This window comes from Acinetobacter sp. YH12236 (assembly GCF_013417645.1).
GTDB lineage: Bacteria > Pseudomonadota > Gammaproteobacteria > Pseudomonadales > Moraxellaceae > Acinetobacter.
Genome location: NZ_VPDM01000026.1, coordinates 1 through 12,740, shown reverse-complemented (window position 1 = coordinate 12,740; position 12,740 = coordinate 1). Strand labels below are relative to the sequence as shown.

Annotated in this window: 11 protein-coding genes; 9 read left to right on the top strand and 2 right to left on the bottom strand. The window is 40.3% G+C overall.

Features of this window, described 5'->3' with window-relative positions; all coding sequences use genetic code 11:
* Positions 1-35: 35 nt before the first annotated feature.
* Positions 36-362, bottom strand: coding sequence for a hypothetical protein (locus tag FTV14_RS11590; protein WP_004786177.1), 327 nt, complete (start codon positions 360-362; stop codon positions 36-38).
* A gap of 128 nt (positions 363-490) precedes the next feature.
* Here FTV14_RS11590 and FTV14_RS11585 point away from each other — a divergent pair, with 128 nt between their 5' ends.
* Positions 491-2,314: an SIR2 family protein gene (locus FTV14_RS11585; RefSeq protein ID WP_180053919.1), complete on the top strand. Its 1,824-nt coding sequence runs from the start codon at positions 491-493 to the stop codon at positions 2,312-2,314.
* Positions 2,315-2,358: 44 nt separating this feature from the next.
* Here the strand turns inward: FTV14_RS11585 and mnmG are convergent, their stop codons facing one another.
* On the bottom strand, positions 2,359-4,239 hold the full coding sequence (mnmG, locus tag FTV14_RS11580; protein WP_076753428.1) for a tRNA uridine-5-carboxymethylaminomethyl(34) synthesis enzyme MnmG: 1,881 nt from the start codon (positions 4,237-4,239) through the stop codon (positions 2,359-2,361).
* A 249-nt stretch (positions 4,240-4,488) separates the two neighbouring features.
* On the opposite strand from mnmG, the gene FTV14_RS11575 reads away from it, so the two are divergent.
* From FTV14_RS11575 to purD, 8 genes are all read left to right on the top strand, one after another.
* Positions 4,489-4,878: a hypothetical protein gene (locus FTV14_RS11575; RefSeq protein WP_051065385.1), complete on the top strand. Its 390-nt coding sequence runs from the start codon at positions 4,489-4,491 to the stop codon at positions 4,876-4,878.
* 146 nt (positions 4,879-5,024) lie between these two features.
* Positions 5,025-5,912, top strand: a complete 888-nt coding sequence (locus FTV14_RS11570; RefSeq protein ID WP_180017656.1) for a bile acid:sodium symporter family protein — start codon at positions 5,025-5,027, stop codon at positions 5,910-5,912.
* An 87-nt stretch (positions 5,913-5,999) separates the two neighbouring features.
* Complete coding sequence (locus FTV14_RS11565; protein ID WP_180053918.1) at positions 6,000-6,899, top strand: bile acid:sodium symporter family protein; 900 nt, start codon at positions 6,000-6,002, stop codon at positions 6,897-6,899.
* 123 nt (positions 6,900-7,022) lie between these two features.
* Positions 7,023-7,928, top strand: a complete 906-nt coding sequence (prmA, locus tag FTV14_RS11560) for a 50S ribosomal protein L11 methyltransferase (RefSeq protein WP_159122777.1) — start codon at positions 7,023-7,025, stop codon at positions 7,926-7,928.
* A 17-nt stretch (positions 7,929-7,945) separates the two neighbouring features.
* Positions 7,946-8,806: a DUF3426 domain-containing protein gene (locus FTV14_RS11555; RefSeq protein ID WP_104426212.1), complete on the top strand. Its 861-nt coding sequence runs from the start codon at positions 7,946-7,948 to the stop codon at positions 8,804-8,806.
* Positions 8,807-9,207: 401 nt separating this feature from the next.
* Positions 9,208-9,477: a DNA-binding transcriptional regulator Fis gene (fis, locus tag FTV14_RS11550; RefSeq protein ID WP_001086304.1), complete on the top strand. Its 270-nt coding sequence runs from the start codon at positions 9,208-9,210 to the stop codon at positions 9,475-9,477.
* Positions 9,478-9,571: 94 nt separating this feature from the next.
* Positions 9,572-11,146: a bifunctional phosphoribosylaminoimidazolecarboxamide formyltransferase/IMP cyclohydrolase gene (gene purH / locus FTV14_RS11545; protein WP_004786185.1), complete on the top strand. Its 1,575-nt coding sequence runs from the start codon at positions 9,572-9,574 to the stop codon at positions 11,144-11,146.
* Positions 11,147-11,293: 147 nt separating this feature from the next.
* Entirely contained in the window at positions 11,294-12,577 is a 1,284-nt protein-coding gene (gene purD / locus FTV14_RS11540; RefSeq protein WP_180053917.1) for a phosphoribosylamine--glycine ligase, read from the top strand.
* Positions 12,578-12,740: the final 163 nt, after the last annotated feature.

The following is a 12,740-nucleotide window of genomic DNA, read 5'->3' as shown; positions in this document are numbered from 1 at the left end:
TGCTTTTTTATTGCTTATATATAGTAATGAGATTCTTACACTGTTAAACCGATATAACGCGAATAACCTGCCGCGCCTAGATCCGATTTTAAAATCAGATAATTCGGATAAGTACTTGTGGTGATTTCTTCGAACATGTTGACGATGTCATCATTGGCATGCAGTTCATCCACTGTTTTTCGCATAGTTTGCTCAAATTCATCGGTGATGTATTCAAAGCCGATATCCATGGCAATAAACAAGGTATGTTCACAGGGTTGAACATACTGTTCTTCTTGCCAGTTAATAATCTCTTGATGGCAATGTGGGCAGGCAATATTATCGGTGGCTTGGATGTCGAGTTCTACAAGTTGATATGGCATTTGAATGCTCTAAATTTGAAAACTCTTATTATTTTATCAAACTCTCACATGCTACTTAAAAAATTATTTATGTTTAATCTTTAACATGTAAAATTAAATTATATTTCGACTTTATAAAATTTAACAATATGAGTTTTTCCGTTCAAGAAGTTGCACAGCTTTTAAAAAAAGCAAAAGAAAATGAAAAACCTTATGTTTTTTTCACTGGTGCTGGTTGCTCTATTAAAGCAGATGTACCTTCTGCAACAGGCTTAATAAAAGAAATTTGTAAAAAGTTTCCTATACAAGTTAAAAAATTAGACCCTGAAAAAGACAAATATAATTATGGAAAATATATGTCTGCTTTAGATAAGGCAGAAAGGCGTCAATTACTTAAACCACATATCATTGATAATAATAAGATCAATTGGGCCCATATTGCTTTAGCTTGTTTAATGCAAGCAGGTTATATTCAGCGAGTACTTACATTTAACTTTGATAGCATTTTATCTAGAGCATGCAGTTTACTCGGATTACATCCTTCAATCTATGACTTTGCAACTGCCAATCCACATCTTTATCATTTAATCAATGATCCATCTATTGTCCACCTTCATGGACAAGGCACTGGATTTGTTCAATTGAATACTGATGAAGAAACTGAACAACATACTAAAAAGCTAGGTGAATTTATTGCTGCTACTTTAAATACCAATCCAAGTTTATTTATTGGTTACAGTGGCAATGCAGACGCTTTCTTCCCCTTACTAGAAGAAAAGTACTCAGAACAGCATCGATTAATTTGGACTGGTACTAAAAATACAATCGAAGAACTAGAATCAGAATCAGTTAAGAATTTTTTAAATAAAAATAGCAATCTTACTCACTATATTGGCAACACATTCGCAGATGATTTTCTAGTACAAATTGCCAAAGAACTTGATTGCTTCCCGCCTGAACTTTTTTCTAACCCCTACAAGTTCCTCAACCAACAATTAGAAAATGTTCAAGAATATCCTCTTGGTGATGGATTGGACATTCTTGCCAATCTCACTGATTACTTAAAAGAACAATCTCAAAAACCCTTAATTGAAAGCTTGTATACTGCTTTTATTCACAAATACCCAAGTAAAGAATCTACAGAAGATCTTGGTGACGAAGAGATTGATCAGATTATGTGGGCTTATACAAAACAGGCTCAACTACTATACAATAAAGAAGACAATAAAGATTCCTTTGACCTTTATAAAAAAGCCATATCTATCAAAGATAATCATATGGGGTGTCTTTTAAATTATGCTTTAAACCTTGCAGAAACAGGTCAAAACAAGACAGATATAGAAATTTTAGAAAAATCTCTTAACTTATTTGAAAGAGCATATAATACGGGCTACAAAAATGCATTTATCATAGGGCAGCATGCTTTAGTTATCGCCAACATAGCATCAATTCAAAAGAATGAAATCAAATTATCACAGGCATTTAATAAATATGAAGAAGATTTAAAATTAGATCCAAATCATCTAGACAATTTAGGTAACTATAGCAACGCTTTAGAAACACTTTTCCAACTTAGTAAAGATTACAAATTTCTTGAACAAGCCATTCAGAATCACATTACAGCTTTACAAATCGCCCCAGATCATTTATTACACCTGAATCATCTTACCTCTAGATTATTAATGCTTTATCATTTTAAACCAAGCGAAGAACTATTAGAAAAAGCTTTCAAAGCAATACAATCAGCACTAATTCAATCACCAAACAAAACATACAATTTAGCTTGTTATTATTCTATTTCAAAAAATACCGAACTAGCTAAATCTAGCTTATTACATGCTGAACAACACAAGACACTTCCAGATTTTCAACATTTATCACAGGATAAAGATTTGGATAATGTTCGTAAAGAACCATGGTTTATTGATCTTCTAAATCGATTAAAAGAAGAAGCAACCCAAAAAGCATCATAGAATAAAAAACCCGCACTAAGCGGGTTTTCTATTACTTCATGATCTTAAGCAGATTTTTTAGCTTGAGCATTCTTACGAATGGTGATCATCACCAATTGAACGGCTGCTGGTGTTACACCTGGAATACGGCTTGCCTGAGCAAGTGTTTCAGGACGAATATCTTTCAGCTTCAAGGTAATTTCGCGAGAAAGCCCTGAAACGACATCATAGTCAAAATCAGCAGGAATACGAGTTTCTTCCAGACGTTTCATTTGCGCAACGTCTTGATGCTGACGGTTGATATAACCTTCGTATTTCACCGCAATTTCAATTTGATCACCGACTTGTGGTGAAACTTCAGAACCTGTGAGCTCTGCAATTTGAGCAAAGGTGATGTTTGGACGTTTTAACAAATCAATTGCAGAACATTCTTTAGAAAGATCCGCACCTGTCATCTCAACGAATTTTTTACCCATTGGGTTGTTTGGTGCAGCCCAAAGATGTTGTAGACGACCTGTTTCTTTCTCTACAGCTTCCATTTTTTCACAGTAAGCTGCCCAACGTTCGTCATCTACCAGACCCATTTCACGACCGATTGGTGTTAAACGTTGATCCGCATTGTCTTCACGTAACATCAAACGGTATTCCGCACGTGAAGTAAACATACGGTACGGTTCTTTAGTACCTAGTGTGATCAAGTCATCCACAAGTACACCCATGTACGCTTCATCACGTTTCGGTGTCCATTGTTCCTGATCCCAAGCACGACGTGCTGCGTTCAAGCCTGCAAGCAAGCCTTGAGCACCCGCTTCTTCATAACCGGTTGTACCGTTAATCTGACCAGCAAAGTACAGGTTATTGATCGCTTTGGTTTCCAAAGTGAACTTCAACGCTTGAGGGTTGAAATAATCGTATTCAATTGCATAACCTGGACGAAGAATGTGCGCATTCTCCATACCACGGATTGAGCGTACCAATTCAAACTGAACATCAAATGGTAAAGAAGTAGAAATACCATTTGGATAAAGCTCATGTGTATCCAGGCCTTCTGGTTCAAGGAAGACCTGATGGGAGTCTTTATCAGCGAATTTATGAATCTTATCTTCAATCGATGGGCAATAGCGTGGACCTACACCTTCAATCACACCAGTGTACATCGGTGAACGGTCTAAACCGCCACGAATGATCTCATGAGTACGTTCATTGGTATGCGTGATGTAGCAATTCACCTGTTCAGGGTGCATAGACACATCACCCATAAATGACATGGTTGGAGACGGGAAATCACCCGGCTGCGGTGTCATGACAGAGAAGTCGACTGAACGTGCATCAATACGTGGCGGTGTACCTGTTTTTAAACGACCTACAGGTAAGTTTAACTCACGTAAACGATGTGCCAATGAAATTGAAGGAGGATCGCCGGCACGACCACCTGAAGCATTGTTTAAGCCAATGTGAATCACACCACCCAAGAATGTACCTGCAGTTAGCACCACAGTTTTCGCATCAAAGCGAATACCCATTTGGGTCACGACACCTTTAACAGTATCGCCTTCAACAATCAGGTCATCTGCTGCTTGCTGAAAGATATCCAGATTCGCTTGATTTTCTAAAGTCTCACGAATCGCCGCTTTATAACGAACACGGTCAGCCTGCGCACGAGTTGCACGAACTGCTGCGCCTTTACGTGAATTCAGAATACGGAATTGAATACCGCCTTTATCGGCAGCCAGCGCCATCGCACCGCCCAAGGCATCAATTTCACGCACTAAATGTGATTTACCGATCCCGCCAATGGCCGGGTTACAGCTCATCTGCCCTAAAGTCTCAATGTTATGAGTTAAGAGTAATGTCTGTCGACCCATACGTGCTGCAGCCAGTGCTGCTTCCGTACCTGCGTGACCGCCACCGATAACAATGACATCGTATACTTTAGGATAGTGCATAGTGGTAAATAGAGAGATAGAAAAAGGATAGCTGAACATTATAGCAAACTTCCTTCCAAAGTTGACAAAATCACTTGAATTTATCCTTCGGAATTTACTCTGCCAGCCAATAAAGCAATGTAATTAAACTTTGCATACTTACTATATAAATTAAACATCTAAACTCAAAAAGTTACCCGACTCATATTGTTTAATATTGATTAGTTTTTAATCTATAAAGTGGTCACATTACAAACAAAGGTATACATGATGAATAAGAATATTTTCCTAGCAACAGCGCTCTGCGGTCTATGTTTCGCTCCATTTGCAGCCTCAGCAAATGATAAAGTCGAGAAGGTTTATAATGCCCAAAAATACCAGCAAGTTTGTAAAGGTAAATCAGAGGGCGCTCCTGTAAGTTTTGCTTACCGCGGCATTATCTGGAATGGTACCTGTCAGCAACAGTTCTTCCCTTCCTCATCAACCAATATCAAAGGCGATGAACCTGAACTTTATACATCTTGTAGTTCAGGCGGCAAAACTTCAGCAACCATTAATGGCACTCAGGTCAATGGTAAATGTGCATTAGGCTTTACCCCTCCACGTCCACAGTCACAAATGCAAACTCAGCCTCAAACCCCATCTCAATCAGGGATGTAAATCACTATATAGCTGATTAAATATATTTTTAATCAGAAACTTAACGGGTAAAATGCATAAATTTTACCCGTTTTTATATTGCTTATTTATTCATCTACGCTAAACTCAAAACATACCTAAAAAATGAATAATAAAAAGGAAACTTCATGGATTCGGGGTTTTTTAGTTTGTTTTTGCCGATTACTTTGGCAATTACGATGATGGGGTTAGGACTACAGTTAACAGTCAAGGATTTTCTGCATGTTAGTCGTTATCCCAAGGTGATTTTTATTGTCTTATTCTCACAACTGGTCATTTTAACCGGTTTAACCTTTTTAATCTGTCTGGTACTGGATCTGCCACCATTGCTTGCTGTAGGCATGATGCTGCTAGCTGCCTCTCCAGGAGGTGCCACTGCCAATCTGCTGAGCTATCTTTATAAAGGTGATGTGGCGCTTAATATCACGTTAACCGCCATCAATACGATTATTTCTATTTTCACCTTACCTTTTATTATGAACCTGTCCCTGTACTATTTTATAGGACAGGATACCGGCATCGGCTTACCGCTTGAAAAAATGGCTCAGGTTTTTCTGATTACAATTATTCCGGTTGTGATCGGCATGCTGATTCGGGCAAAATTTCCAAAGCTTTCAGATATTGTACATATGCCAATGCGGCTGCTATCTATCGCTTTTTTAAGCATGCTCTTGATTTATGCCATTTTCCAAGAGCGCTTTAACATCATCGAATATTTTGCCAGTATCGGGATTGCTACTTCCATATTATGTTTTTCCAGCCTGTTTCTCGGTTATTGCCTGCCTTTATTAATGGATATCCCAGACAAGATGGCACGCGCCTGTACCTTTGAAGTCGGCATTCACAACACAACTGTATCAATGACGATTGCGATTTCTGTCCTCAATAATGTCACCATTGCCATCCCTGCGGGTATTTATTCAATTGTCATGTACGTTTTTGCCGGTATTTTTGGTTTTATGATTAGTCAGCAAAAGCTTAGCTATAGTGGCAAGAGTCGTTTATCAGATTTGTAACTTCCTAAGTCAAATGCCTGCTTAAGCTGTATGCTTTTTATAGAAAATTTAAAACTATTAAAATAAATTTCTATAAGGAGCATGCAGATGGACTCTGGCATCATAACAATATTCCTCCCCCTCGCACTCGCCATCATCATGGTGGGATTAGGACTCGAACTCACGCTCAAAGATTTTGCCCGGGTAAGCCAGCACCCTAAAGCAGTGCTGGTTGCCTTGTTTTGTCAATTAATTCTACTGGTAAGCATTGCTTTCATTCTATGTAAAGTTCTGACTTTACCACCTTTACTAGCTGTTGGTCTGATGTTGCTGGCCGCATCGCCAGGTGGCAGTACCGCAAATCTGTTCAGCTATCTGTTTAAAGGCGATCTAGCCCTCAATATTACCTTGACTGCGATCAATTCGGTGGTTGCTGCATTTACCTTGCCTTTAATTATGAACTTTTCCATTATGCATTTTATGCAGGACAGTCAGCAGATCAGCTTGCAGTTCGGAAAGATTCTGCAAGTGTTTGGTATCATTATTATACCAGTCGCGATTGGTATGTTGATTCGTCATTATGCGCCTGCACTTACAGTAAAGTTAAACAAGCCTCTTCGCATTTTTGCAGTCCTCTTTCTAGTACTGATTATCGCCGGAGCAATTTATAGTGAACGCGCTAATATTGCCGAATATCTGACTCAGGTGGGTTTAGCAACCGCCCTGTTCTGTCTCTTCAGCTTAATAATTGGCTATTTTGTTCCACGACTGATGAATATCAATTCCGCTCAGGCACGTGCCAGTGCCTTCGAGATCGGTATTCATAACAGTACGCTTGCCATGACTATTGCACTTACTGTCATGTCCAGTACTGCAGTTGCCATGCCTGCAGCGGTCTATTCCATCTTCATGTATATCTTCGCGGCTATTTTTGGATTATTACTGAATCGCTTTGCTCCAGTAACTGCACGTCCTAGCATTTCTCCCACTCAGGAAAATGCGTTTTAACCGGTTTTCATAAAAAGGATGCGAAAGCATCCTTTTTATTTAACTCCGTCTCAAGAAGATCACACCTTCAAGCCGAACTTCCGTTACAATAGCTTTTTGAAAAAATGTATAAAGGTTATTTCTGTGAAGTGGTTACAAATTCATATTACAGTTGATCAGGCTCAGGTAGATTTTACTGAAACATTACTTAGCTCACTGGGCGCCGTAAGTGTCACTCTGGATGATGCTGAAAACCAGGATTTGCTGGAACCACTTCCAGGTGAAACACCACTCTGGAATAAAGTGATCGTGACTGGCATCTATGCTCAGGAAGATGACGAAGAAGAAATCGATGTAGCTGCATTGGAAACCTTTATTCGCGCACAACTACCTGAAGCACCGATCCGGCATGAATTCCTGGAAGATCAAGCTTGGGAACGCACCTGGATGGATGCCTACGAGCCAATCCAGATTTCTGAAAAATTCTGGATTGTTCCAGAATGGATGCAAGCGCCTGAAGCAGATGCAGTGAATATCAAGCTTGATCCAGGTTTGGCTTTTGGTACAGGTAACCATGCATCTACTTTCCTTTGCCTGCAATGGCTAGGCAAAACCGATGTAAAAGACAAGATCGTGATCGATTATGGCTGTGGTTCAGGTATTCTGGCTGTCGCGGCCCTGTTACTCGGTGCCAAATATGCCTATGCAACTGATATTGACCCACAAGCTGTTTTAGCCACCAAACAGAATGCTGAACTGAATGGCGTATTGGATCGACTTTATGTTGGTTTACCGGAAGAGTTCAACACAGAGCTTGGCGAGCAGAAAGCAGATGTGTTTGTTGCCAATATTCTGGCTGGCCCACTCATGATGCTTGAGCCTGAGTTCGCAGAATTGGTCAAACCTGAGGCAGAGTTCGCACTCGCAGGTGTTATCGAAGAGCAAGTTGCTGATGTTACTAGCATTTACTCAAAACATTTTGATATATTAGAAGTAGAAAAACGCGATGAACACTGGTGCCGTATCTCGGGGAAACGCCATAAGAATTAAAGAGTCTATAAACATTTATGAGTGACAAGCGAACCCACTGCCCGACCTGCTCTACAACCTATAAAGTTACGGTTGCGCAATTAACCATTGCCCAAGGCATGGTTTGCTGCCCAAAATGTAGTACGACCTTTAATGCTTTATCGCATCTGGTGACCGAAGCACAGAATTCGGTCGCCCTTACCCATACGCCAAGTCATGTTTCTTATATTAATAGAAACCTCACCGAATCTACTTCTTCAGCTAATTCTTCAGATCAGCACTATTTACTGAACATCTTTGATGAAAAAGTTGAAAACTCAAATATTGATCTGAAGACCTATCTGAACAACCTGAATTATTTCAGTACTGAACCGATTGCAGTACTGCCTAGCATGAACTGGGATGATCAGGCTGATAAACAGCACAATAAAGGCCCGCTTTATTATTTAGGCTGGACCAGCCTAAACCTGTTCTTATTTGGCTTACTTTTATTTCAATTCTTCTGGTTCAATCCACACTATATTAAGAATAGTCATGTGATGAGTGTGGCTTTTAACAATATCTGTGAAGTGTTCAACTGTTCCAATCTGGAAGAACATTACAATCTGATCAATACCAATAAGGTCAAAGCCAAAGCGATTGCCACAGATAAAACCCAGTTTAGTGGTGAGCTAATCAATTTCCACAAGCGCAGTCTGGAAATGCCAAACTTAAGAGTTCACCTTAAAGATCAGGGTGTAGTCTTGGCGACTTATAATTTAAAACCTCAGGAATACCTGATCGAAAGCCTGGTTAAGATTCAACGTATTCCCCAAAACAGCCCATTTAAATTTGAATTTGTGCTTCCTGTCGACCGTAAAGACTTCGATAATTACAGTTTGGAAATAATTCGACCTTAATATTGATAAAAACTATTAAAAAACGAAAAAAAAGTTAAAAAAAATGCAGTTTTCTTGCTCACTTTTCCCGAGACAATGGTATTATACGCGCCACGAAAGCTATGTGCTGCAAACTCCTCGCTAATTTTTCACAACAAATACAGTCTTGCCTAATGCGCTATAAAACTTATTGCGTATCGAGCAGATTTTTTTGTTTTGATTTTGGTCAGTAACAAAACTTTAACTATTGTTACGCTTATTTTTCGACCAAATCGTCGAGATGTGGCAAGCTACAAGCTCAATGTAATGACCAAGTTTTAGAACTCCAGTTTTAGGATCTAAAATGGAGTTCATTTCAATTTCTAGACCACTTTTATATATCGCTTTACCCAAGTGATATTTGATTTTTCGGATTAATTCGCATGAATAGCAAATCTCCTATTTTTACTGCACAATCTGATGTCGCTCTTCGTATTCACGTAGATCGCGCAGTTCGCCACTACTTTGCACAACTGCAAGGCGAGCAACCTTCTCAGGTGTACGACATGGTGCTGGCAGAAATGGAGAAGCCTTTATTATCTGTCGTTCTAGAATATACGCGTGGTAATCAGACACGCGCTGCCGAGATTCTCGGACTAAACCGCGGTACTTTACGTAAAAAGTTAAAAGCTCACGGTTTAATGAGTGAATAAATGATAAAATGCTTGCGGCTACCGCAGGCATTTTTTTTGACTGTTAATTAGCTATTTAGATTTAATCTGTTCCTTGGTAACTGTGACGAAGATCATGACTATTAAACGCGCTTTAATCTCTGTTTCCGATAAAACCGGTATTGTGGAATTTGCACAAGACCTTGCTGCTCTTGGGGTAGAAATTTTATCTACAGGTGGTACATACAAATTGTTGAAAGACAATAATGTTGCTGTAGTAGAAGTTTCGGAGCACACTGGTTTCCCAGAGATGATGGACGGCCGTGTAAAAACGCTACATCCGAAAATTCATGGTGGCATCCTGGCTCGTCGTGGTCTAGACGAAGCTGTGATGGCTGAACACAACATCGATGCGATCGATCTTGTCGTTGTTAACCTGTATCCATTTGCTGCAACTGTAGCGAAACCAAACTGTTCACTGGCTGATGCAATTGAAAACATCGACATCGGTGGTCCAACAATGGTTCGTGCTGCTGCAAAAAACCACGCGTCTGTTGGTATCGTAGTAAATGCTGCTGACTATGCAACTGTAATTGCTGAGCTTAAAGCTGATGGTGCTTTATCTTATGCAACCCGTTTTGACCTTGCGGTTAAAGCATTCGAACATACTGCTCAATATGACGGTATGATCGCATCTTACTTAGGCGCTCGCGTAGGTAAAGAAGAAGGTCAGGCAGACAAATTTGCGCGTACTTTCAATACTCAATTAAACAAAGCTCAAGACTTACGTTACGGTGAAAACCCGCATCAGTCTGCTGCTTTCTATGTAGATCCTGCTGCGAAAGAAGCTTCTGTTGCGACTGCTAAGCAGCTACAAGGTAAAGAACTTTCTTATAACAACATCGCGGATACTGATGCTGCACTTGAATGTGTGAAATCATTTGCGAAACCTGCTTGTGTGATCGTAAAACATGCGAACCCATGTGGTGTTGCAGTTTCTCTAGACGGCATCAAAGCTGCTTATGATCTTGCTTATGCAACTGACCCTGAATCTGCATTCGGTGGCATCATTGCATTCAACCGTGAATTAGACGTTGCAACTGCACAAGCAATTGTGGATCGTCAATTCGTTGAAGTGATCATTGCACCAAGCATCGCTGACGGCGTACTTGAAGTGACTGGCGCGAAGAAAAACGTACGTGTACTCGTATGTGGTGAACTTCCAGCAATTAACGAACGTGCTCCACAGCTTGACTACAAACGCGTAAACGGTGGTTTATTGGTTCAAGATCAAGACTTGGGCATGATCACTAAAGATGACCTGAAAGTTGTGACTAAACGCGCTCCAACTGAACAAGAAATCGATGACATGATCTTCGCTTGGAAAGTTGCTAAATACGTGAAATCTAACGCGATTGTTTATGCGAAAAATCGTCAAACCATTGGTGTGGGCGCAGGTCAAATGAGCCGTGTCAACTCTGCTCGTATTGCTGCAATCAAAGCTGAACATGCAGGTCTTGTGGTTGAAGGTGCAGTCATGGCGTCTGACGCATTCTTCCCATTCCGTGATGGTATTGATAACGCTGCCAAAGCTGGTATCAAATGCATTATCCAACCGGGTGGTTCTATGCGTGATGAAGAAACAATTGCAGCAGCTGACGAAGCTGGTATTGCAATGGTATTCACTGGCATGCGTCATTTCCGCCACTAATTTTTAAGTATTAAATTTCAAACCCTCCTTTTCATAAGGAGGGTTTGCTACATCAGTAGATTGTTTAATATCTTGCTATAAGATGTTAAAAGATTTTTAAACCTCATTGGGTTTGTGGAATTTCATTTTCGAGGGAATTTTCTAAAGATGAACATTTTAGTTTTAGGTGGTGGCGGCCGTGAACATGCACTTGCATGGAAAATCGCACAAGACGATCAAGTAGCAAAAGTATTTGTTGCACCGGGCAATGCAGGCACCGCAACTGAAAATAAATGTGAAAATGTCGCTTTGGACATTCTCGACAATCCTGCCATCATTAATTTTGCAAAAAACAATGCAGTTGAAATGATTATTGTAGGTCCTGAAGCACCGCTTGTGAATGGTGTGGTTGATGCTTGCCGCGAAACAGGCGTGAAAGTTTGGGGTCCAACTCAATTTGCTGCTCAGCTGGAAGGCTCTAAAGCATTCGCTAAGCACTTCTTAAAACGCCATAACATTCCAACTGCTTTCTACGATGTATTTACTGAAGTAGACGCAGCAAAAGCATTTGTAGAGAAAAATGGTGCACCAATCGTGATCAAGGCTGATGGTCTTGCTGCCGGTAAAGGCGTGATTGTTGCCATGACCAATCAAGAAGCATTTGATGCGATTGATGACATGCTGGCTGGCAACAAGTTTGGCGATGCCGGTTCTCGTGTAGTCATTGAAGAATTCCTTGCTGGTGAAGAAGCATCTTTCATTTGTATGATTGATGGCGACAACATCCTGCCAATGGCGACCTCACAAGACCATAAGCGTATTTTTGAAGGCGACCAAGGTCCGAACACTGGCGGTATGGGAGCATACTCTCCTGCTCCTGTTGTGACTGCTGACGTATTCGAAAAAGCCATGAATGAAGTGATGCGTCCGACTGTTGAAGGCATGAAAAAAGATGGTCACGTATACACAGGTTTCTTATACGCAGGCTTGATGATTGACGACAAAGGCCAACCAAAAGTGATTGAGTTCAACTGTCGTTTTGGCGATCCAGAAACTCAACCAATCATGATGCGTTTAAAATCATCTTTGGTTGATTTAGTCCAAGCAGGTCTTGAAGGTAATTTACCTGCAGAAGCTGAATGGGATGAGCGTAAAACTGTCGGGATCGTACTGGCATCTAAAGGCTATCCTGAAACTTCTAGCAATGGCGATGTGATTTCAGGTCTAGATACTGAAATGACCGATGCCAAAGTATTCCATGCAGGCACCAAAGCCAATGAAAATGGTGATATTGTCACTGCTGGCGGTCGTGTACTTTGTGTGACTGCTTTGGGTAATACCATTGGTGAAGCACAAGCGAAAGCATTAGAGCTTTGTGAAAAAGTAACATTCGACGGCGTTCAATACCGTAAAGATATTGGTTACCGTGCAATTGCGCGTGAAAATGCTTAATCTATATTTAGATTAAATAAAAACCCCGCTGAGTGCGTAATGCCAGTCAGTTAAGCAAATATTAGTAAAATGTAGTAAAAATGAGTGTATGTAAATACGCTCATTTTTTTATGACTTTATCTGAAAATTTAGATTGCACCCTTCAACATTCTTTACCTTCACT